General features: G+C 61.9%; 23 protein-coding genes. 9 read left to right on the top strand and 14 right to left on the bottom strand.

Translation table 11 applies throughout. From position 1 onward, the window contains the following. Positions 1-77 precede the first annotated feature (77 nt). The 5 genes from PV375_RS00320 to PV375_RS00300 form a co-directional block, all read right to left on the bottom strand. Positions 78-734, bottom strand: a complete 657-nt coding sequence (locus PV375_RS00320) for a ribonuclease HII (protein ID WP_332105647.1) — start codon at positions 732-734, stop codon at positions 78-80. Next, entirely contained in the window at positions 731-1,564 is an 834-nt protein-coding gene (lepB, locus tag PV375_RS00315) for a signal peptidase I (RefSeq protein WP_332105646.1), read from the bottom strand. The genes PV375_RS00320 and lepB overlap by 4 nt, the downstream gene beginning before the upstream one ends. Before the next feature lie 122 nt (positions 1,565-1,686). Further along, the gene (gene rplS / locus PV375_RS00310; protein ID WP_332105645.1) at positions 1,687-2,034 is read right to left on the bottom strand and encodes a 50S ribosomal protein L19; all 348 of its coding nucleotides are present in this window, start codon (positions 2,032-2,034) and stop codon (positions 1,687-1,689) included. A 189-nt stretch (positions 2,035-2,223) separates the two neighbouring features. Next, positions 2,224-2,859 (bottom strand): hypothetical protein, encoded by a 636-nt coding sequence (locus PV375_RS00305; RefSeq protein ID WP_332105644.1) that lies wholly within the window; start codon positions 2,857-2,859, stop codon positions 2,224-2,226. An 82-nt stretch (positions 2,860-2,941) separates the two neighbouring features. After that, positions 2,942-4,033 carry a carboxylate-amine ligase gene (locus PV375_RS00300; protein WP_332105643.1) on the bottom strand — a complete coding sequence of 364 codons (1,092 nt, stop codon included), beginning with the start codon at positions 4,031-4,033 and terminating at the stop codon, positions 2,942-2,944. A 199-nt stretch (positions 4,034-4,232) separates the two neighbouring features. Between PV375_RS00300 and rpsP the strand changes: the two genes are divergently transcribed. The 5 genes from rpsP to trmD all read left to right on the top strand — a co-directional run bounded on the left by rpsP (position 4,233) and on the right by trmD (position 7,683). Continuing rightward, positions 4,233-4,679 (top strand): 30S ribosomal protein S16, encoded by a 447-nt coding sequence (gene rpsP / locus PV375_RS00295; protein ID WP_332105642.1) that lies wholly within the window; start codon positions 4,233-4,235, stop codon positions 4,677-4,679. A 2-nt stretch (positions 4,680-4,681) separates the two neighbouring features. Next, positions 4,682-4,912 (top strand): RNA-binding protein, encoded by a 231-nt coding sequence (locus PV375_RS00290; RefSeq protein WP_201517429.1) that lies wholly within the window; start codon positions 4,682-4,684, stop codon positions 4,910-4,912. A gap of 2 nt (positions 4,913-4,914) precedes the next feature. Continuing rightward, positions 4,915-5,463: a ribosome maturation factor RimM gene (gene rimM / locus PV375_RS00285; RefSeq protein WP_332105641.1), complete on the top strand. Its 549-nt coding sequence runs from the start codon at positions 4,915-4,917 to the stop codon at positions 5,461-5,463. 88 nt (positions 5,464-5,551) lie between these two features. After that, a complete protein-coding gene (locus PV375_RS00280) occupies positions 5,552-6,970 on the top strand; it encodes a hypothetical protein (protein ID WP_332105640.1) in 1,419 nt (472 codons plus the stop codon). Continuing rightward, entirely contained in the window at positions 6,970-7,683 is a 714-nt protein-coding gene (gene trmD / locus PV375_RS00275) for a tRNA (guanosine(37)-N1)-methyltransferase TrmD (protein WP_332105639.1), read from the top strand. The genes PV375_RS00280 and trmD overlap by 1 nt, the downstream gene beginning before the upstream one ends. 13 nt (positions 7,684-7,696) lie before the next feature. Here the strand turns inward: trmD and ffh are convergent, their stop codons facing one another. Beyond that, entirely contained in the window at positions 7,697-9,286 is a 1,590-nt protein-coding gene (ffh, locus tag PV375_RS00270) for a signal recognition particle protein (RefSeq protein ID WP_332105638.1), read from the bottom strand. Between the two features lie 95 nt (positions 9,287-9,381). On the opposite strand from ffh, the gene PV375_RS00265 reads away from it, so the two are divergent. Continuing rightward, on the top strand, positions 9,382-9,954 hold the full coding sequence (locus PV375_RS00265) for a gamma carbonic anhydrase family protein (RefSeq protein WP_332105637.1): 573 nt from the start codon (positions 9,382-9,384) through the stop codon (positions 9,952-9,954). 258 nt (positions 9,955-10,212) lie between these two features. Further along, positions 10,213-11,814, top strand: a complete 1,602-nt coding sequence (locus tag PV375_RS00260; RefSeq protein WP_332105636.1) for an amino acid permease — start codon at positions 10,213-10,215, stop codon at positions 11,812-11,814. A gap of 100 nt (positions 11,815-11,914) precedes the next feature. Here the strand turns inward: PV375_RS00260 and ftsY are convergent, their stop codons facing one another. Continuing rightward, positions 11,915-12,796 carry a signal recognition particle-docking protein FtsY gene (ftsY, locus tag PV375_RS00255; RefSeq protein ID WP_201517422.1) on the bottom strand — a complete coding sequence of 294 codons (882 nt, stop codon included), beginning with the start codon at positions 12,794-12,796 and terminating at the stop codon, positions 11,915-11,917. Positions 12,797-12,882: 86 nt separating this feature from the next. On the opposite strand from ftsY, the gene PV375_RS00250 reads away from it, so the two are divergent. Together PV375_RS00250 and PV375_RS00245 are read left to right on the top strand one after the other, a co-directional pair. Continuing rightward, entirely contained in the window at positions 12,883-13,503 is a 621-nt protein-coding gene (locus PV375_RS00250) for a histidine phosphatase family protein (RefSeq protein WP_332105635.1), read from the top strand. A gap of 137 nt (positions 13,504-13,640) precedes the next feature. Further along, a complete protein-coding gene (locus tag PV375_RS00245; RefSeq protein WP_332105634.1) occupies positions 13,641-14,639 on the top strand; it encodes a TerC/Alx family metal homeostasis membrane protein in 999 nt (332 codons plus the stop codon). Between the two features lie 30 nt (positions 14,640-14,669). Here the strand turns inward: PV375_RS00245 and PV375_RS00240 are convergent, their stop codons facing one another. The 7 genes from PV375_RS00240 to PV375_RS00210 form a co-directional block, all read right to left on the bottom strand. After that, positions 14,670-15,590 carry a hypothetical protein gene (locus tag PV375_RS00240; RefSeq protein ID WP_332105633.1) on the bottom strand — a complete coding sequence of 307 codons (921 nt, stop codon included), beginning with the start codon at positions 15,588-15,590 and terminating at the stop codon, positions 14,670-14,672. An 11-nt stretch (positions 15,591-15,601) separates the two neighbouring features. Further along, positions 15,602-16,144 (bottom strand): RNA polymerase sigma factor, encoded by a 543-nt coding sequence (locus PV375_RS00235; protein WP_332105632.1) that lies wholly within the window; start codon positions 16,142-16,144, stop codon positions 15,602-15,604. Between the two features lie 124 nt (positions 16,145-16,268). Continuing rightward, entirely contained in the window at positions 16,269-17,195 is a 927-nt protein-coding gene (locus tag PV375_RS00230; RefSeq protein ID WP_332105631.1) for a lytic murein transglycosylase, read from the bottom strand. Between the two features lie 10 nt (positions 17,196-17,205). After that, a complete protein-coding gene (locus PV375_RS00225; protein WP_332105630.1) occupies positions 17,206-19,599 on the bottom strand; it encodes a choice-of-anchor M domain-containing protein in 2,394 nt (797 codons plus the stop codon). Continuing rightward, entirely contained in the window at positions 19,596-20,498 is a 903-nt protein-coding gene (locus tag PV375_RS00220; protein ID WP_332105629.1) for an anchored repeat-type ABC transporter permease subunit, read from the bottom strand. Before PV375_RS00220 ends, PV375_RS00225 begins: the two co-directional genes overlap by 4 nt. Further along, a complete protein-coding gene (locus PV375_RS00215) occupies positions 20,492-21,346 on the bottom strand; it encodes an anchored repeat-type ABC transporter ATP-binding subunit (RefSeq protein WP_332105628.1) in 855 nt (284 codons plus the stop codon). The genes PV375_RS00220 and PV375_RS00215 overlap by 7 nt, the downstream gene beginning before the upstream one ends. Beyond that, on the bottom strand, positions 21,343-22,359 hold the full coding sequence (locus PV375_RS00210; protein WP_201522033.1) for a choice-of-anchor M domain-containing protein: 1,017 nt from the start codon (positions 22,357-22,359) through the stop codon (positions 21,343-21,345). Before PV375_RS00210 ends, PV375_RS00215 begins: the two co-directional genes overlap by 4 nt. Between the last annotated feature and the right edge of the window lie 7 nt (positions 22,360-22,366).

The raw sequence follows: 22,366 nt of genomic DNA, 5'->3' as shown, positions 1-22,366 counted from the left end.
AGAACACAGCGAGTTTCACATCATTGCGGTATAATGCGCGCACTCACTCAAGTCCACACGCGAACGCAACTCGCGCATCACTCCGCGAGGATGCGCCCGAGCCAGGTCCGCCGGTGCGCGTCGCAGGCGCCGAGCCGCGCGATCACGTCGCGGTGGGCCGCCGAGCCGTAGCCTTTGTTCGATGCCCAGTCGTACTCGGCCCATTCCGGATGCGCCTCGGCGAGCGCGACCATCCGCGCATCCCGCGCTACCTTGGCGATAATGGCTGCGGCGGCAACAGCCGCGCAGTCACGGTCGGCCTTGGTGCGCACCACCACCGGCAGCGGATGGTGCATCGCGCCGGTGAGCCAGTCGTGGGTGCCGTCGAGCAGGATGACCGCACGATCGACAGGGATACCCTGCTGCCACAGCTCAGCGAGGGCGCGAATGGCGGCGCTGGCGAGGCAGCTACCGATGCCGTACTCGTCAATTTCGGTGGCGCTCGCCCACCCCAGTGCGCTCGCGAGCGCCCAAGCGCGCGCCTCGGGTTCGATAGCGAGGCGGCGTTTGGCGGTCAGTAGTTTCGAATCACGCAGGCCGGCGGGCGCGCCCTGTTCGATCTGGGCGGGGCCGATCACACAGGCGCCCACGGCTACGGGTCCGGCGAGGGCGCCACGCCCCACCTCATCGACGCCGATTACGAGCTCGTTTTCGGTGAGCAGCTGCCGTTCGATTTCGAGTGTGGGTTCGGTCACGGCTGCGGTTCGCGCGATGGCACATTCACGAATGTTTGCGACGAGCTATCAATCCAGCTAAACCGGTCGAGTGGCCAGTTAATAACGAAAGCCTGCCCGACAATATCGTCATAGGGCACGAACCCGCGTGTCGGGGTATTTTCGTGAAACCGAGAGTCTTCTGAGTTGTAGCGATTGTCGCCCATCACCCAAACCGACCGTTCGGGAACCGTCACATCAAAGTTGATGCCGCTTGCGTTCTCGCCACTGGGCCGAATGATGTAGGGCTCATCGATTGCCACATCATTAATTTCGAGCTGCCCGTATGCGTTGCAGCACACAACGTGGTCACCGGGTAGACCGATGACACGTTTAATGAGGTGGCCGGTCGATTCTTCGGCCTTCAAACCAACAAGTTCGAGCGCGCCATCAATAATGGCTGCCGGGAAGGGCTTTTCGGGCTGGGACATTTCCGGCAGCCAGCCGCCGGGGTCTTTGAACACGATCACATCGCCACGGTTGATGTCGATGACGCTGGGCGAGAGCAGGTTGACCAGTACGCGGTCGCCTTCGACGAGCGTGTTGCGCATGGATCCGGATGGGATCGCGAAGGGGCGCAGGAAAAACGTTTTGACGACAATCGAGATCACGATTGCCAGTGCCACGATCACCAGGACATCACGGAAAAACGACCCACCGCCGTCGGCCCGGGTCACTTTGCCGTTCGCGTCAAGCTGCAGATGTTCGTTCGCCCGGTGCCGATTGCCGACACCGTGCCGGTACGGGGCGAGCAAGTCTAGCCCACCGGGTTCATCCGGCGACAGCTCAGGCAGCTCGTAGCCGTCGCTCAATGCATCTCCTCGCTCTTAGGTAGCCACCGCAGTCTAATGTAAAGCGACGGCCACCGCGGGTATTGCTGCGGTGGCCGTCGATTTTTTGTTGGATACCGAATGAATATCGGCATCCCAAGCAACTAGTTGGCGCGCTTCTCGCGAATCTTCGCAGCCTTGCCGTGGCGGTCACGGAGGTAGTAGAGCTTCGCACGGCGAACGTCACCGCGGCTAACAACCTCGATCTTTTCGATGATCGGCGAGTGAACGGGGAACACACGCTCCACACCCACCTGGAAGCTCACCTTGCGCACGGTAAAGGTCTCGCCGATACCGGCGCCCTGGCGGCCGAGCACAACGCCCTGGAACACCTGGATACGCGAACGGTTACCTTCAACGATGTTGACGTGCACCTTGACGGTGTCACCGGGACGGAAATCGGGGACGTCCTTCAGCGACTGTGCGTCGATCTGGTCAATGAGGTTGGCCATTTTGGTCATTCACTCTCTCGCCCGCCTCAGGTCGGTGCGAATAAAAAGATTGTTGCTGTGCGCTCGTCGGCTGATTGTCCCCTGAGGCAGAGTCGAGCCGCGGCACAAGCCATCATTCTTCCACAATTTACAGGTTCGAGGCAAGAGCTGACGGGGGCTTATTGCCCCAGTCGGAGGTAAAAAATCGCCTTAGCTGTCGCGGTGGGGGCGCGCCGTCCATTCATCCGGATCGTCGCCACGTCGGATGCGCGGGTTGGGTTCGTCAATAATTTCGCCATCGACCACTTCCATTTGGTGCCCCACCGAGTCGCCGCGGCGGGCGGGTGTGGTGTTGATGGTGATAATGCGCGTGCGTCGCCACCCGGAGGGCGAATCGGCCGCCGGGTCGTCAAATTGATCCGAGCCACCCTGCTCGAAGCGGTGTCGCATGGCGTTGACGTTTTCTTCCTGCGCGCTGCGACCAATGCGGTAGATCGCCACCGCACCCACGAGGAATGCCAGAATCTGTACCAACCCCGCCGCTGTTGCCGAGGGCATCACGGCCCCGATCAACCACAGCGCGAATGTGCCGAAATACCAGAGCAGGTCTTCGGTGCGGTAGCTGCCTGACAGCCGCGCACTCGGCCGCAACCAGAACAGGAAACCGAGGGTCGCCAGCTGCAAAAATCCGACCGGCACCGTAATAAACAGCGCGAGGAAGCCGGTGGCGCTCTGACGCATCACGAGCCATGCGCCCACGGTCCAAATCGCAACAATAAACGGCGCCGCCGGACGCATGAACTGCATCACACGCGCCATACCCGAAGAACGAGCACCAGAAGTCATGCTTTTACGCTACCCGGCCATCCCGTGTGCCGGCGGCAATTTTCCCCAGTTTCGCTCTGGGCACAGCCCGTTTGTTGCCGCGCTACTGCCGCAGGGCTGCGCGCATTGCCTCAATCATGCCGCTGCGACTGTGCGTGCGCATCAGACTGCGCTGGTGGTCGGCGCCATTACTCTCCGCAACGGCCAGTGAGTTCACCAGTTTTGAGTCGCATCCTAGGTCGTTCGCGATCGGTAGCAGTTCGTCGATTCGCCGTGCCATCAGATCACGGCCCGGCTCTAGCCCACCGTCGGCATTGATGATGAACTCGGTGTCGAGCCCGTATCTGGCCGCCCGGAATTTGTTTTCATTCACCGCCCACTCCGGCAGCGCCCGCAGCGGCCGACCGCGCTCGAGCGCTCGCACCGTTTCTTCAACGACGCACTGCACGAATGCGGCTGCCGCGCCGACCTCGGTTACGGTCGACGGCGCATCAAACACCCGCACTTCAAGGGTGCCGAAACGACCGGCAGGTCGCACGTCCCAGCGCAGTTCACGCTCATCCAAGAGCGCACCCGAGGCGAGCATCCCCGAAACGGTGCGGTCAAGCTCACGCCAATCATCCAGCCGCGGTGGCAGCCCCGCCGAAGGCAGCTGCTGAAACATCATGCTGCGATGCGAGGCAAAACCGGTGTCCTTCCCCTCCCAGAACGGGCTGGATGCGGTGAGCGCCAGCATCAGCGGCAGGTCGGCCAACACCGCGTGCATCGCTGGCACGACGTGATCGCGCGAGGTCAGCCCAACGTGAATGTGCAGCCCCCAAATCGAAAGCTGTCGGCCCCACTGGCGGGCTCGATCAACAACGCGCAAATAGCGGTCATCGGGCGCAAGGGTCTGCAATTGCCAATCGGCCCAGGGATGCGTACCGGTGCCGATCACGCCGATACCCAGGCGGTCAAGCGTGACCATCAGTTCATCACGCAGCTGTCGCAGCTCGGCGGTAGCTGCCGGCACCGTGTCACACACACCAGTAACCAGTTCGACCGTGTTGGTGAGAAATTCGCCGGCGATGTGCTGATTGGCTGCGGCTGCCACAACCTCGGCGCCGCGCCCCACCAGGTCACCGGTTACGGGGTCGACCAGCGCCAGTTCCCACTCAATCCCGAGAGTGGAACGCCGTGAATTCGCGAAATGCATGACATTCATCGTAGGCGCTCATGCACCGCGTTCATATTGGTCTGGCAGAACTGGGTGGAAATCTGCAACAATAGACAGCTGAGTCTGTGTCAACGACCCTCTCTTCGTAACGCGCAGCAGTCCAGAGCCCCAGAATGATGGCGCCCCACGCCGTTGATTGTGATGCTCAGAATTTTTCATCAACACCTACAGGAGACACGTGTCTGTCAAGATTCGTCTAAAGCGGTTCGGTAAGATCCGGTCACCGTTCTACCGCGTCGTTGTGGCCGACTCGCGCACCAAGCGCGACGGTCGCGTTATCGAAGAAATCGGCAAGTACCACCCCACCCACCAGCCTTCGGTCATCGAGATCGACTCGGAGCGCGCTCAGTACTGGCTTTCGGTCGGTGCTCAGCCCACCGAGGCCGTGCTCGCACTGCTCAAGCTGACCGGTGACTGGGGCAAGTTCACCGGCGAAGGCTCGACCGAGTCGACCGTTCAGGGACAGCCAGAGAAGGAAACTTTCGAGGCTGACGCCAACAAGAAGCCGGTGCTCAAGCCCAAGGCTGAGGCTGAGGCTCCCGCCGCTGCAGAAGAAGAAGCAGAAGCAGCTGCCGAAGCCGAAGCTACTGAAGCAACTGACGACGCCGAGAACACCGAGGCGTAGTAATGCTCGCGTCCGCACTCGAACACCTGGTACGAGGCATCGTCAATCGACCTGACGATGTCCGAGTGGACGCGCGCGAAACCTCTCGCGGCGAGGTCCTCGTGGTGCATGTCCATCACGAGGACCTCGGCCGCGTCATCGGCCGTCAGGGCCGCACCGCCAAGGCGCTGCGCACCCTGGTGACCGCGCTCGCCGATGGCCGCCGCGTCCGCGTCGACGTGGCGGATGACTAATCTTGGCTCCCAAGCAGTCCGGTATCACGCAGCTTCGCGTCGGCCGGCTAGTCAAGGCTCACGGCCTCAAGGGCGCGATCAAGCTCGAGCTGTACACCGATGAACCCGAGCGTCGTTTCGTACCCGGAGCTTCGTTCTCGCTGCAGGTGCCCATCGATTCGCCCTGGCGGGGAAAGTCGATTGTGCTGCGCGAGTTGCGCTGGTTCAATGACGCGCCGGTTGTTTTTTTCGAGGGTGTCGAAGACCGCACCACCGCCGAGACGCTCATCCGCGCGATTCTCTGGGTTGATAAAGACGACACCGAAGAGCTTGACCCCGACACCTGGTACGACCACGAACTGATCGGCCTCACTGTCATGGTTGCCGGCGAGGCCGTGGGTACCGTCGTCCGCGTCGACCACTTCCCCGCCCAAGACCTCATCGTGGTCAAAACCGATACCGGCGATGTCTTTGTGCCGTTTGTCAAAGAAATCGTGCCCGAGGTCAACATCTCAAACAGCACCATTACCGTGACTCCGCCCGGAGGACTGTTCGACATAAATACCGACTAGTGTGGCTACCAGCACTTTCACAGGAAGCGCTTTCACAAGAAGCACTTTCGCAGGAAGCACTTTTACAGATAGATCGGTGAGTTGACGGATGCGTTGGGTTACGTTCGCGACAGTGGGCTCTGGGGTGCTCGCCTACGTTGTCGTATTTATTGCAGCGACCACGCTCACGGCCGATCGATTCACCGAATTCATCGTGCTCTGGTCGCTCTGTTTCGCGGTAATCGCCTCGCTGCAGGGTTTTATGCGTACTACCTCGGCCGGTGTGCGCCGCGCGGGCGCGCAGCAGGGTCGACCGATCATTGATGCAAATGACAACGGCATCGACGACGCCGAAGAACTCGTTATTTCAAGCGGTCCGCTCGGTCTCACGGTTATTGAAGATCGCACCGCCGATGAAATCCTCGCGGGGCGCGAACGAACCGTTCCCGACCCGTTTCCGACCAGCCCAAACGAGCCCGGCGCGCGGCCGGTGGTTGCCGCACTGTGGGCGGGCACGCTCGTAACGGCACTGACCGCCGCTGCATCCCCGCTGTGGGCGCCGGTGCTGCTTGTGGGAATGGCGCAGCCCCTGGCCACTCTGCTATTTGCAGTTTCGGCGGGACTAGTGGTGCTGCAGGCGGCCCTGGCGGGACTGCTCAGCGGCACTGGCCGCTGGCAGGCGTTCGGCTGGTTGATCAGTGCTGAGGCTGCCGCGCGGCTGCTCGTGGTGATTGTTGCCGCCTGTTTTGGCGATATTGTTTCGGGGCTCATGTATGCCGCGATCGCCGGCGCCATCGTCACTCCGATCATGCTCTTTGCCACACCGGCCGGACGAGCCTGTCGTAAGCTGCGTACCGATCTGCCGATGCCGCAGTTTTTGCTGGTTGCACTGGCCGCCACTGGCCGGTCGGCGATACCCAGCGCGCTGATTGCCGGGGCCCCGGCTCTGCTGCGGTTTTTGCAGCCGGATATCGAACCGCTTGTGCTCGGAAACCTGATGCTCGCACTCACCATGGTGCGCGGCGCTATGCTCACCCCGGTAACCTCCTTCCAGAACGCGCTCACCGCCTACTTCCATGAGCGACAGCACCGCGGGATCGCCGCACTGTTGGTCCCAACGATTTGGGTGGTCGCGCTCGGCCTCCCGGTAAGCGCCCTGCTGTGGTTCCTCGGCCCGATCCTGCTGCAGCTGGTCGGCCCCACCTATTCGCTCAGCGGCGAGGCCATTTTGTTGCTCAGCCTCGGTGCGGCGGCAACCGCGATGCTGTACATCACCTCGGCCGCGGTGCGCGCCCATCACAACTATCGGGCCGATACTGCCGGTTGGTCGGTAGCCCTGCTCACCACCGTCGCGGTGCTGCTGGTGGTGGCAGATCCGCTCACCGCCACTACTACTGCGCTGCTCACCGGGGCACTTGCCGGCGTCATCACCCAGCTTGCCACCGGGATGCGTGACGGCATCACACCGGTCACGCCCTCCCCCTCCCCCTCCCCCTCGCCCGAACCCGCCAAATATTTGAGTCACTAATGCGCGTCGATATCATCACGATCTTTCCCGAGTTTTTCGACATCCTCGACATTTCGCTTTTGGGCAAAGCGCGCGAGCGCGGCATCATCGACCTGCACGTGCACGACCTGCGCGATGCCACCCACGATCGACACCGCACCGTTGACGACACCCCCTACGGAGGTGGTGCGGGCATGGTCATGAACCCCGAGCCGTGGGGTGAAACACTCGATGCGATCTTGCAGGCGAGCGAGTCGGACGAGCCGCCGCTGATTGTTTTTCCATCCCCCGCTGGCGAAGTGTTCCGGCAGCCCACCGCACGTCGATTCGCCGCCGAGTCGCACATCGTTTTTGGATGCGGCCGCTACGAAGGTATCGATCAGCGCGTGTTCGATTGGGCGGCCACGCGCGCACGGGTCGAACTGATTTCACTGGGCGACTATGTGCTCAACGGCGGCGAGGTGGCGGTCATGGCCATGATCGAGGCGTTTGGGCGGCTGGTTCCGGGCGTGGTGGGAAACCCCGAATCACTCGTTGAAGAATCACACGAGCAGGGGCTGCTCGAATATCCGAGCTACACCAAGCCTGCCCAGTGGCGCGGATACGAAGTGCCCGAAGTGTTGCTTTCGGGGCATCATGGTCGGGTGGCGCAGTGGCGTCACGAACAGCAGGTTGACCGCACCCGACGTGTGCGTCCCGACCTCTACGAGGCCTGGCAGCGCGAACAGCAGTAGCCGAGCTGCTTCGCTACTGTTTCAGGAAGCGCTGCAGTTTTTCGAGCTCTTCCGGGGTTGGCTGACCCGATGCGGCACCAGCCCCGGCACCGGCACCAAAGGCGCTGCCGCCAAATGCCGCACCAGACTGCTTCGCCGCGGTCTGTTCAGCGGCCGCCTCGCGCTTGGCGGGGTTGCCCGACACTCGCCGCCCCTTGCCCTTGTTTTTTTGTTTCGCCGCCTGCTTGCGCTGCGCGGCACGCCCGCCGCCGGGCATACCCATCCCCGGCATCCCGGGGATCTGCGGCATTCCGCCACGAGCGACGTTTTTCATCATTTTTGCCATCTGCTCGAAGCGCTTCACGAGGTCGTTGACCTCGCTCACCGAAGTACCCGAACCGCGGGCGATACGAGCCCGGCGCGAACCGTTAAGCACCTTCGGCTGTTCACGCTCGAGCGGGGTCATCGACTGAATAATCGCCTCGATGCGCACGAGTGCCGATTCGTCGAAGTCGTCAATCGCGGCCTTCATTTCTTTTGGCACGCCCGGCAGCATGGCGATCATCTTCTTGAAGTTGCCCGCCTTGCGGATCTGCTGCATCTGCTTCAGGAAGTCATTCAGCGTGAACTGCTCATTGGCAAGTTTTTCGGCGGCTTTGCGCGCCTCTTCCTCATCGAACGCCTTCTGCGCCTGCTCAATAAGAGTGAGCACGTCACCCATGTTGAGGATGCGCGATGCCATCCGGTCTGGGTGGAACACCTCGAAATCGTCAAGCTTTTCGCCGGTGGATGCGAACATAATCGGTTGCCCGGTGGTCTGTGCCACCGACAGCGCGGCACCACCGCGCGCGTCACCGTCGAGCTTGGTCAGCACAGCACCGGTGAAGCCGACACCGTCGTGGAAGGCTTTTGCGGTTGCGACCGCATCCTGACCGATCATCGAGTCGATCACGAACAAAATTTCGTCGGGCTGGGTAGCATCGCGAATATCGCGCGCCTGCTGCATCAGCACCTCGTCAACACCGAGCCGGCCCGCGGTGTCGATGACGACCACATCGTGCATCTTGTCGCGCGCGATCCGCATCGATTCACGCGCCACCCGCACCGGGTCGCCCACACCGTTACCGGGTTCGGGTGAGAACACCGGGACGCCTGCCTGGTCACCGACAATCCGCAGCTGCGTCACCGCGTTTGGACGCTGCAGGTCGGCGGCCACAAGCATCGGCGAGTGTTTTTGTTCAACCAGCCACTTGGCGAGTTTTCCGGCCAGCGTGGTTTTACCGGCACCCTGCAGACCCACCAGTATGATGACGGTGGGCGGTTGTTTTGCCAGCTGCAGTGCTCGGGCCTGGTCGCCGCCGAGGATGCGAATGAGCTCCTCGTTCACAATCTGCACGACCTGCTGGGCGGGGTTGAGTGCCCGGTTCACATCGTCGCTCAGCGCTCGCTCGCGCACATGCGCAACAAACTCTTTCACCACCGGTAGCGCGACGTCGGCTTCGAGCAGCGCGCGACGGATTTCACGAACGGTACCGTCGACATCGGCTGCCGTGAGCTTGCCCTTCGAGCGCAGATTGCCGAGGGCTTCAACGAGACGGTCAGAGAGATTCCCGAACATGGCCATAATGACCCGATTCTACCCGCTTCTACCGCGCGCGTGCAGTGTGAGCTTGGCTGTCTCCCCCGCCGTGATCAGCCACACATGCCAGACTCGGCGGCATGACCGCTCAAGTATCTGCTGCCCAACCGCTCATCCTGCCCTTTGCCGGTAAATTGCCACGCATCCATCGCAGCGCCTGGATCGCTCCGAACGCGACCATTATTGGCGATGTTGAAATCGGCCCCGATTCGAGCATCTTTTACGGCTGTGTGCTGCGTGGCGACTCGGGCGGCATCCGCATCGGCGCCGGCACCAATGTGCAGGACGGCACCGTGGTGCATGTGGATGCGGATGCCCCCTGCGTGCTCGGTGACGGCGTGATTGTCGGGCATGCGGCGATGCTGCACGGCACCACTGTGGCCGATGGCACGCTGGTGGGGATGCGCGCGGCACTGCTGAGCCAGTCGCGGGTCGGCACCCAGTCGCTTATTGCCGCTGGTGCGGTGCTGCTCGAGGGGGCCGAGGTGGGAGATGGGATGCTTGCCGCGGGCGTTCCGGCCAGGGTGCGGCGCGAACTGACTGCTGAAGAGCGAGCCCGATTCGCGCCCCACGCACAGTCATATGTGGCACTCGCCGGGCGTCAGGCAACCCCCGCCGAGGCGATCACCCTCGAAAGTGTTTGGTACGAATAAACAGCGCGAACTTCGGCATGACTGCAGGGCATGCGCGTGCTAATCAGCTTAAGACGCCTCGATTTTCGTAAATCTTTTGTGCATATCCGCAATTCCCCTTGGCACAGGCTCCACTCAGGCGTACGGTGTATGTAGGCCCTCGCCATTCGGTCTGCGACGAAGTTGCCCGCTACGAAAGAGGACCATCCAAGCGGCTCGGTATCTCAAAGCTGTTCCGGCCGCACTCACGGCGCACTGCGCATTCTGGAGAGTTACGCAATGTCGAATGGTTCTAAAAATTCGGCTCAGCCTGCAACCGAGGCAGCCGACAATACGAAAAAACTCAGCAATCGCCATGTGACGATGATCACCCTCGGCGGAATTATCGGTGCCAGCCTGTTTGTCGGCTCTGGCAACGTGATCCGATCGGTTGGCCCCGCGGCCCTGGTCTCGTACAGCATCGGCGGCCTGCTGGTCATTTTGGTGATGCGGATGCTCGGCGAGATGGCCGTCGCATCCCCCGCCGTAGGTTCGTTTATGGAGTACGCTCGCCGCGGCCTCGGCGAGTGGGCCGGCTACCTGATTGGCTGGCTGTACTGGTATTTCTGGGTCGGCGTGATCGCATTCGAGGCGGTGGTCGGTGGTGCGACGCTGCACGGCTGGTTCCCGATGATCCCAGACTGGGTGTTTTCAATCGCAGTGATGCTCATCTTCACGATCGCCAACCTGGTTTCGGTGCGATCATTCGGTGAGATTGAATTTTGGCTGGCGAGCATCAAAGTCGCCACGATCGTGGTGTTCCTCACCCTCGGCCTGCTGTTTGCCTTTGGCCTGTGGCCGGGCGCCAGCTTCTCGTTCGGCAATATCGTCAACGCCGAGGGTGGTTTCGCGCCCTACGGCTGGTGGGCCGTGATTTCGGGTGTGGCGTTGGTGATCTTCTCGTACTTCGGCACCGAGATCGCCGTGATGGCTGCCGCCGAGTCGGAGGACCCCAAAAAGGGCGTCACTCGCGCCACCAACGCCGTGGTGTGGCGAATCATGCTGTTCTTCATCGGTGGTGTGACGCTCATCCTGGCCATCGTGCCCTGGAACCAGTTGCCCGACCCCGACCAGATCAGCCCCTTTGCCTACGTGTTCGGTCAGATTTTCGCGCCGTTCTTCGGCCCCGGTGCGGCACACGCTGCCGAGATCATCATGAGCGCGGTGTTGCTCACAGCTGTGTTCTCGGTGCTGAACTCGGGTATCTACTCGGCTTCGCGAATGTTCGCGGCGATTAGTGATGAGGGTCTGGCGCCGAAGTTCATCGGTAAGCGCGCCAGCAACGGTGTACCGGTAATGGCGGTACTTGCCTCCACCATCGGCGGTTACGCCGCGGTGGTCATCAATTTCTTGCTGCCCGACAGCGGTATTTTCACGTTCATCATGAACTCGGCCGGTTTGGTGGCGCTGCTGGTGTATGCGTTCATCGCCCTCACTCAGATTCGGATGCGTCAGCAGATGACCAAACAAGAGGCCGACCGGCTCGAACTCAAGATGTGGTTCCACCCGTGGCTGGCAATCCTCACCATTGTTGGGATCATCGGCGTGGTCGTAATCATGATCATCCTGCCTGAAACCCGCGTACAGGTGTGGTCGACACTCATCTCGGTGGCAGTGCTCGTGGTGTTCTGGCCGGTTGCCCGCCGTAACCTGCAAAAGATCGGCAAGCTTGGCCAGAAGCCCGAAACGCGACTACTGCGCACCGTGCAGCGCAACCAGCCCGCTGCGAGCGTCGGTCAGGGTTCGAACGACGGCGAGGTATCGACCGAGACGCGCGCTATCCGCACTGCAAACCGCGAGCAGCGTAGACAGCGCCAGCAACACAAGCAGCACAAGCAGTAGCGCCACTGCCAAAACCATCGGGTGCGAGTTAGACAGCAGCTGTCAACTCGCGCCCGATGTCGTTTCTGCTTCTGGTGCCGGCGGCCGGGGCGGCAGGCTACTAGGCGTCGCCGACGAGCTTTTCGGCGAACACGTGCGGGGTGAAACCGCTCAGATCGTCAATACCCTCACCGGTACCGATGAGTTTGATGGGCAGTCCCGTGCGTTCCTGCACAGAGAGCACGAACCCGCCCTTTGCCGAACCATCAAGTTTGGTGAGCACCAGGCCGGTGACGCCAGCGTGCTCAATAAAGGCTTCGGCCTGCGACACCCCGTTTTGCCCGGTGGTAGCGTCGAGCACCAGCAGTACCTCGCTCACTGGAGTGATTTTTTCAACCACCCGATGAATTTTTGTGAGCTCATCCATCAGCCCGGCCTTCGTCTGCAACCGCCCGGCGGTGTCAATGATGACCATTTCGATGCCCTCACGCACCGCGGTTTCAACCGTTTGGTAGGCAACCGATGCCGGATCCTGCCCGAATTGCTGCGGACGCACGATCCGCACATCCGCCCGCATCGCCCACGTGTCGAGCTGCTCAACCGCAGCCGCCCGGAAGGTGTCGGCAGCGCCAAGCACAACGGTGCGGCCATAGTTCCGCAAAAAGCGCGCGAATTTGCCGATAGTAGTGGTCTTACCAACACCGTTTACGCCGACGATGATCGACACGGCCGGCCGGGCCGAGAGATTGAGCGTGGTATCGAATTTGCTGAGCCGCTCCTCGATGAGATCGCGCAGCATCCGTTTTAAATCGGCCGGATCGGTGGTCTGGTAGCGGGCGACATCATCGCGCAGCTGTTCGATGATTTCGTCGGTGATCACCGGCCCGAAGTCGGCGGTGAGCAGCGCATCCTCGAGGTCTTCCCATGTCGACTCATCGATTGTGGGACGAACGAACAAATTACGGAGTGCGCCACCGAGTGACCAACGATTTCCTTCAGCCATGCAGCCAGGTTACGCGACCGGCGAGTGCCGCGGTGAGGATTCGATGCCAAGATAGACAGACAGCTTATTTTTCGGATGGGGGCAGCATGCGAATTGGACTGATACGTCACGGCGAAACCGATTGGAACGCACAGTCTCGTTTGCAGGGCACCACCGATATCGCACTCAATGAGCGCGGGATGGAGCAGGCACGCGAGGCCGGGCGGCTCCTGCAACACACAACCTGGACACGGCTGTACTGCTCGCCATTGGTGCGCACCCGCACCACCGCTGAGCTGATCGCCCGCGAGGCCGAGCTACCGCATCCGGTTGCGGTGGATGAGTTCATCGAGCGTTCTTTTGGCAAACTTGAGGGACTGAGCGTCTACTACGAAGACGGCAGCCGCCGCCCGCTCGACCACCCGAGCATTGAACCAAAATCGGCCGTGGTCGATCGTGTACTACCGAAATTGCAGCAAATCGCCGGCGAACATCCCGATGAGGATGCGCTGGTCATCACCCACGGTTCGGTGGTGCGTCTGGTGCTCGACACGCTGCTCCCCTTCCCTGCCCCGCACATCACCAATCTTGGTTTTTCAGTGCTTGAAACAAACCCTACGATGCCACACGGATTCGCGGTGGTCACCGCCAACGGCTACCCCGTTTTGCATCCGACACAGGTGGCACCGGCGGCACCTGCCAGCGGCACCGAACAGGCGAGCGTGTAACCTTAGGCTTCGAGAAGGGGAGTATTCCCGAACGCGATGCGCTCGTCATCACGGGTTCCAAGGCTGGAGCCCCGGGCGTTTCGACCGTGGCTACGGTGGAAGAGACCTTCAGGTAGTGCAACGATCCTGGAGGCTGTGTGAACCACGTGGAAATTTGGATCTGGGCGATTAGTGTCGCCGTGATCGTCGGTTTTTTCTTCTTCGATTTTTATTCGCATGTGCGGCACGCGCACGTACCGACGATGAAAGAAGCCGGCCTGTGGTCGCTGTTTTACATCGGCATGGCCTTCGTGTTCATGTTTCTGGTGGCCTGGCAGTGGGATTGGAATCACGCCGGTGATTTCATCGCCGGTTATGCCACCGAGAAAGCACTCTCGGTCGACAACCTGTTTGTGTTCCTGCTGCTCATGACGAGCTTCAAGGTGCCAAAAATCGCGCAGCAAAAAGCGCTACTCATCGGTATCGCCATGGCGCTCGTGATGCGCACCGCGTTCATCCTCGCCGGCGCCTGGGTGCTCGAGCAGCTGTCGTGGGTGTTCTACATTTTTGGTGCCTGGCTGTTGTTTATGGCGGTGCGCCAGTTCATCGAGTCGTTCGACGATTCCGACCCCGAGATGCCGGGCTGGGTGATGCAGCTGAAAAAACTCATTCCGGCGAGCGAAAACTACGACGGCGACAAGTGGACCATCGTCGAAAACGGTAAAAAGATGGTCACCCCGCTTGTGCTTGTTGTGGTGGCTCTGGGGTTCACCGACCTACTGTTTGCGCTCGACTCGATTCCCGCGATTTTTGGTATCACGCAGGAGCCCTACCTGGTGTTCATGGCGAACGCACTCGCACTACTGGGGCTGCGTCAGCTCTACTTCCTCATTGATGGGCTGCTCGAAAAGCTCAAGTTTCTCGATCTCGGGTTGGCATTCATCCTCGGCTTTATCGGCGTGAAGCTGGTATTCCATGCCCTGCACGTCAACGAGCTGCCGTTCATCAATGGTGGCCAACCGGTCGAGTGGGTGCCCGATATCCCCACCTGGTTCTCGCTGGTGTTCATTTTTGGCACCCTCATCATCGCCACCGTCACCTCGTTCATCTACGCCAGCAAAGAAGAAAAGGCCGAGGCGAGCCCCGAGGCCGAGTAGCCGGAGCCACTCGGCCTCGGGCCGGTTGCCCTAGGGTGTGATTTCGCTGCAACCCGAGTCGAGCAGGTACTGGTTGCGGGCGTCGTGGTCGCTTTCCGAGATGGGTGCGTGCTCAACAAAGAGCAGCACCAGGTCCTCCCGAATCATGGCAGTTGATTCCACATAGGTGCCTTCGACCTCAGCAGCACCCGGGTAGAACACATCGGTCTGACCGCGCGCAGCGTCGTTGAGTCGGTATTCGTATTCGAGCCCAGCCGCTTCGACTTTTGGCAGCACTTTGTCAATCGGACCGGTCAGCTCGGTGCAGGCGAGCGGGTTGCCGGCCGCGTTGGCTTCCTCGCTGACCACGTACATCTCGCCCGGATGCGCGCGGCGCACCATTTGCACACTGCTCGTGCGACTGGTATCGCCCTCGATGCGCAGAATATAGCGGTCGCCAGACACCTCATCGCTTGCGACATATTCGCCGGTGAGATCCGGTTCAACGAACGGGTCGTCAGCACCGGAGCTCCATGATCCCCAACCAGAGACGTCTCCAACGGCTGACGGCGGGCCCGGAATGAACTCGACCTCAAACGTGTAGCCAGCCGCGCGCAACTGCTCGTTTACATCGTCGGTCGACCCATCAATCGAACTGAACTCGAACACCTCGGCGTCACCCTCCATATTCCGGGTGAGGGTCGCGATGGCCGATTGGCTGGCACCCAGCGACATTCCGAACACCGTGGCGACTGCGCCCGCAACCAGCGCACCCGAGGCTACCCAGACGCGTCGACGGTGCTTCCGGGCACCACCCGGCATACGAACCCGCTGCGCACCGCGTCTGGGTGCGGTTCCAAGCGCCGGTTCGGCAGCTGCCTGGCGAGCGGTTGGGGCGCCGTGCTGCTGCGTTTCGATGAGCGCGGCGAATTGATCTTCAAGCTGGTCAAGAACGGGGATGCGATTATTCATTTCGGTTTCCTTCAAACAAGCTGTTCGCGCAATTTGGCCAGGCCGCGGTGGACGCGCACCCGGGCGGCACCGACGCTGATGCCGAGTGCCGCTGCGATTTCGGGATAGTCACGTTCGGCGATATAGCGGTAGAGCACCGCCTCGCGTTCGTGCTCGGGCAGGGTTTTGAGCGCGGCAATCAGTTCGCTACGAGCGCGGCCGGCGTCGATCAAACCGTCGATGCGTTCCTGTGATTCATCATCAAGTTCGGGGCTGGTCACGGCGAGCCGCTGCACGGCACGCATCCGCACCCGATCGCTGCGCCAAAATGCGGCCAGCTCATGCCGGGCGATGCCGAACAGCCACTGCCGCACCGAACCCTTTTGGGCATCAAATTTGTCGCGTCGCTCGAACGCCGTTGCCATGGTTTCGGCAAATAGGTCGAGCGCGGTTTCGGCATTGCCACTCCCCCGCCGCAAGAAGGCGATGAGGTCTTCGGCGTGGCGCCGGTACAGAATCCGGAATGCCTCGGGATTCGTCTGGCTCTCGGCCAGGAGTCTCGCGTCAGCTTCCATGCTGTATCCGCCTTTCAGAGTTCGACCGCCATGTGGCGGTTCACTCTGTACTCTGCGCGAGGCGAGCGGGCGTTACTGAAAAAGTTTTGCTGTGCCTCGGGCTTCGGCTCTACTACAGATCAGCCTAGTTCTGTCCGTACGCGTTCGCGGCAGCGGCAACGCGGTTGATGTAGTCGACCGGCGAGTTGTAGGCGCCCACCGCGGCGATCCAGTTTTCGGGCACGGTGAGATCCCCACCCACGTGGCACAGATACCGTGCCGCCGCGAGCGCGGCATCATCGAGCTGCTGTGGGTCACTCACACCGTCGCCATTACCGTCGGTGCCCCACTGCGCCCAGGTATCCGGCACGAATTGCAGCGGCCCCATGGCGCGATCCCACTGTCCGTCGCCGTCAAGCGCACCACCGTCGGTGTCGGGCAGCTGCTCGGTGCCGTGCTGTCCACTCAGCGGCACACCGTAGATCGGCGGCTTAGTATCCCCGTTGCCAGCGATATGGCCGCCATGCAGGGTGCCGTGTTCCGACTCGACCCACCCGATTCCGGCGAGGGTGTTCCAGCCCAGCCCGCACTCGGGCAGTTCTTCTCGCACTCTGATTGCGGCGCCGGAATATGCCGCGAGCGCCCGCGGCGGGATACCGGTTGTTTTTGCGGTGTGCCCCACCCATTGTGAGTCGGCCAATAGCGCAATTGATTTGGATTTGGTGTCGGCCTCGGTTTCGGTCGGGGCGTCGATCGCTGTTGGTGCAATCGGCGCCGGGCTCGGAGTTTGGGTCGGGGCCGCCACTGCTCCGGCAGGCACCGTTGGCGCGGGGCTACCAAGCAGCGGCAGCGCCACCGCACCGATCACGGTTACTCCGGCCAAAACCATCCCGGCGGCCACCAGCAACGGCCCGTAGCCAGCCGCTTTTTTAGCGTTCCTGCCACGCGGCGCTGAGCGTTTTTGGCGAGCTTTGGGATCGGGAACGCCCGGAAGCAGCGGGGCATCATCAAATGCGGCCGCTGCTTCCGGCTGTGACTGGGCGCCTGCGTTAGTTGAGTTCAACCGGCTCACTGCCCCACCACTATTCAACGCCTCGCAGCCGTCGCAGATACCAGAGGGTGCCGTAGCCGATACCGCCGATTGCGAGTGCACCGCCACCGATAGCGGCCCACAGCAGCAGTCGCTCGCGTTCGGGGTCGGTGACCGCTGCCGCAGCATCGCTGGCATGTTCGCTGTCGGCCTCAGCGGCAGTGACTGCCTCGGCAGCGCGCTGGCGAGCTTTTTCTTTTTCTTTTGCTTTGGCCTGCTTGGCCGCTTCGGCAGATTTACTTTCTTGTTCGTTGATGCTGTCGTTGACGGCTGCCGATGCTGCTCGCGAATCGGCGGATGCAGTCACCTTGCAGAACACATCCCCCAGCGGCACATCACCAACCTGGAACACATAGCGATGGGTGGCAGTCGTTGCACTCTGGCCATTGCTGGGATTTGTTGCGGTAGCGCTCACGGTGAGCACGTAGATGCCGGCTTCCGAAAATACCCACTGGGCGTGCGTGTGCGCCGGTGTCGGTTCGCGCAGGCTACCGGGCAGGCGGGTGCTGCCGCCATCAAGCAGCGGTTTGAGATCGCCGAATGAACCCATCGAGTAGAGATGCACGCTGCCGGGCCCCTCAACACTGTGAATGTTGATGGTGACGTCGGTATAGCCGCTACCGGTGGTGCGGTTGGTATCCCATCCCGGCCAAACCAAATCTGATCGCTGCGCGAGGGGCAGCACATAACCCGAAGGCGAGCCGGGCAACGAAGCTGGAATATTGCTCTCGTAGGCCGACTGGTTTACGCGCAACAGCACATCTTCGGCTTCGTGCAGCACGTGCGAGCCGGTGACGTCCTCTTTCAACTGCAGCACGGCTTGGCCACCAGTGCTGACGCTGACATTAAATGCGTCAACGTGGCCATTGTCGAGCACGAGTGACGGTTCGCAGGTTTGCGCGGCCGAGTCTGGTTTTTGGCTCGGTTGCTGGCCGCTATCGTGTCCACCCCGATTGTTAGAGCCGCCACGGGGTGGCTGCGGCACTTCGCCAGGGGTGACATCAAGCTGACGGATGGTGAACGCATCCCAGCCAAGCAAGTCACCGCTGGTCGACTTCAGCACCAGCTTGGCCGCGCCGGGTTTTGCATCCGCCACTCGAACCGTGAGGCTACCGTCGGCACCAACCTGCACCCAGCCAAGCCACTGCTGCCCCTGTGCGGTGTGCTGCCAAACCGACACCCACTGGCCCGCTGCTTGGCGTGCCGAGGCAGTAACGGTGGCATGCTGGTCGACTGTTTTTGCAGACTTCGGAATGCGCACCACCTGACCACGATTGGCATCGGTGAGCGATGCATCCGGTACCGGTGTGCCATCCTGTTGCTCGGGTCGCTCGATAACGTCACCGGTCACTTGAATTGGCAATCCATTTCCAGCTTTGAGCACGACCGGTTCGTATTCATCCGCCCACTGCGGGATGAACCGGGCGGTGATCTCGTGCTGGCCCGGGTTGAGTGCGCTGGTCGCCAGACGCGCCACGCCGTTTTTTACTTCGGCGACACCGAGCACCTGACCGGTTGCTGCGTCACCGTATTCAACCCAGCCGCGAGCGCTCGCGGGATCGAATTCAGCGCTCAGCTGCAGCGATTCGCCCGGTGCGAGCTTGCCGCGATCAGCGGCCACGAGCATCCCGGTGCCCGAGGTCATCTTGTTTTTCGGCCCGACGTAGAACGAGTAGGTGCGCTCGGCGGTCTGGTTTTTGCCGTTGATTTTTGCCGTGGCCCGGAAAGTGAGTTCGTAGCGGCCCTGTGCTCCAAATGCCCAGTTCATGTGTGTGTGTTGGCGCATCCCCATGCTCCACGCCGGCAGTTTGTCGGTGGATGAAAACACCCGATTGAGCTCGCCGAAGCCGCCCGATAGGAACAGTTCGACACGACCGGGACCCTTGGTGTTTATCAGCTCGAGGCTCACTTTGCCGTCATCGGCAGCGTTCACGAGCGGATCGTGCTCGGTGCTGAAGCCCGGCCAAATCAGTGCCGGGTCTTGAGTCTGGGGCGCCAGCCACATGTCGTTGCCCAGGCGGCGCAAAAACTCTGGGGTGTTGGCGGTCGTGGTGCGCGATGCCGCTTCGAGGTGGAATAGCGTGCTGTCGGTATCGATGCGGTAACCGGGGCCGTTGATATCGGCTTTCGACCCGAGCACGAGTTTGCCGTCGTCAACGAACACCGAAACCGTGTCGGTGTGCACGTTCTCGATGATGCGGCGCTCAAGCGTAACCGGGGCGGTTGGCACCGCTGACTCACTAGCAGTCGTCTCGGCAGCCGCGGGCTCGGCCGCCGCTGCGCCCGGCAGTGACGCCAGAGGTGCGGCGATGAGCGTTGCGGACGCCAGCGCCAGCCCAATTGCGGCGGCGGTGATCCGTTTCAGCACTGAGTTTCGGCGTTTCACGACGCCACCTCCATTTGCGGTTGAGTGCGAGCTTCTTCGGCGACTTCGCGGCGGCGTGCGAACTGGCCGTGTTTGGGCGCGAACAGCCACGCGAGCAGGAAGCCCGCGGTGCTCACGAGCACGATGGTGCCGCCGGTGGGGAGCCCCGCATCGATGCTCCACGAAAGGTAGAGACCAATTACCGCGGCGCTCATTCCGAGCACCGGGGCGAGGATCATCATGTGTCCAAGCCGGTCGGTGAGCAGTCGCGCTGTTGCGGCCGGGGTTACCAACAGCGCCAACACGAGGATGTTGCCGATCGTTTGAATCGAAATCACCACGGCGAGCGCCACCGCAATGTAGAGCCCGAGGTCGAGCATCGTCACTGGCAGACCGCTCGCCCGTGCTGTTTCGCGGTCGAGGCTCACCGCCACCAGTTCTTTACGGAAGGCACTCACCACGATGAGTAGCGCCAGCCCGGTCAAAATGACCGTCAACACATCCTCGTCGGGAATACCGGTGATCGAACCAAAAAGGAACTGCGTGAGCGATCCGGCATATCCGGGGGCGAAACTGATGATGACGATACCCAACGCGAAGGTGGCAACAAAGAGCACACCGATCACGCCGTCCTCTTTTAGCCGCCGGTTCTGTGAGAGCAGCGCTACGAGCATCGCGGTGACCACACCGGCAATCGCGCCACCCAACACCAGATTGCCCTGAATAAGAAAGGCAATCGCCAGGCCCGGGAAAACCGCGTGCGCCACAGCATCACCGATGAACGCCATCCCGCGCAGCACCACAAAAGTGCCGATCACCCCGCAGACAATGCTCGAACACACCGCCATCACGAGCGCCTTCATCAAAAATCCCAGGTCGGGATTGAACAGGTCTTGGATGAATTCAATTGGGCTCAGCATGTACCGGCACCTGCCTTTTGCGTTGCGTCGACCGATTCGCTTGCGTCTTGGTCGGTGGCTCGACCCGCTTGATTGTGAGCGCCGGCGTCGGTCGCCTCAGTCGCCTCGGTCTCGGCGAGTTTGGCGGCGACCGCCGTGAGCGCGGTGAGCAGTGGATGCTCATCACCCACCCCGAACGCCCGCTGCCACACCGCTGGGTCACCCAGTTCACGCGGGGCACCGTCGGCGATGATCGTGCGATTCAGCAGGCACAGTCGCGAACAGTCATGCATCGCGCCGATCAAATCGTGCGTGGTCATCAGCACCGCGTGTCCCTCTTCGGCCAGCCGGGCAAAGAGTTTTGACAGCAGTTCTTGGGTGGGCAGGTCAAGGCCGGTGAACGGTTCGTCGAGCAGCAGCACCGATGGGTTCAGTGCGAGGGCACGCGCTACGAGCACGCGCTGGCGCTGCCCGCCCGATAGCTCGGCCACCGGACGTCGCGCCAGATGATCGAGCTCGACGCGGATGAGCGCATCCATTACCGCCTCGAAGTGGCTCACGGTCGGGCCGCGCAACCAGCCGATTTTGCGCACTAAGCCCGACATCACCACATCTTCGACCGTGATCGGAAAATCCCAGGCAAATTCATGCCGCTGCGGCACATAGCCGGGCCGCCCGCCGCTCACACGGGCACTTCCCCGCTCGGTTTTTTGCAGCCCAAGGATGCTGCGCAACAGTGTGGTCTTGCCGGCACCATTGGGGCCAATCAGCCCGACAAACTCGCCGCGGTCGATCGACAGGTTCAGGTCTCGCAGCACCTGGCGGCCGCCGAGCCGCACCGCAAGGTCGGTAACTTCGAGCGCCGTCATTCGGTTGCCTCGCTCTCAGGTGCAGTGGCCGCGTCACGCTCTTGCGCCGCTTGTTTTGCGCGGGCTGTCGCCACGCGACGCTTGGTGCGTGCCGTTGCCACGGTGATGATGATGAATGCGATCACCGCTACGGCACCAACGACCCCGGCCACGATCCAGATCACGCCACCCAGGCCAGTGTCGGCACTCGCTGCCTGCGGTTCGGTTGCAGCCGGCTGCGCGGCCTCGGGCGCTTCGGGGGCTTGGGCGGCGAAGGCCGCATCGATATCAGCGTTTTCACCAACTGCGAAGCGCAGGGTGTCGGTGGCGCGCACCTCGCTGCCGTCGCGCAGCGTGGCACTAAATGCCACCTCTACGGCATACACGCCGGGTTCGGTGAACACCCAGTTGGCGTGAGTATGCGTGTTCGACTCGATCCAGGCCTGCTGCGGCAGCTGGTCATAGGTGGAGTACAGCTGCTGCGGTTCACCAAAGTTGCCGTTTTGCAGGTACACCACCAGTTGCCCCGGCCCGTCGACAGCGACGATTTCGAGGGTCGCGCCGAGATCGAGATTTTCAAGCACGCCGGGTTCTTGCGTATTCCACCCCAACCACACCACGTCGGGGTGCTGAGTTTGCGGCACCACATACACTTCGGCGCCGGGATCGACGCCGAGGAAGCGATACTTCTCATCATCGGGAACCGTGAGTTTCGATGCTTCGTTCACTTTGAGCACCACATCGGCAGGCATCCGCCAATAGCGGGGAACGCTTGTGTCGTCGTGCAGCTGCACTCGCCACTCACCGGTATTCAGCGTGGGACCAATGTCGACGTGCCCGGCGTCGATGACCACCTGGCCGGTGCCCTGTTCCTGATTTGGGTCGATCACCTGGGCCAGGCCCGAGTCGTCGTCGTTCGAGTCATCATTCGCTGCGAGCACCGCTGCTGAGGCGCTGCTTGGTGCGGCTACCAGCGCCGTGGCGCACAGCAGCGCGGTGGCAGTTGTTGCGAGTACTGCGAGCGAGCGTCGCATGGGCTTC

Source organism: Gulosibacter sp. GYB002 (genome assembly GCF_036577665.1).
GTDB lineage: Bacteria > Actinomycetota > Actinomycetes > Actinomycetales > Microbacteriaceae > Gulosibacter > Gulosibacter hominis.
This window is presented reverse-complemented; position numbering and strand designations above follow the sequence as displayed.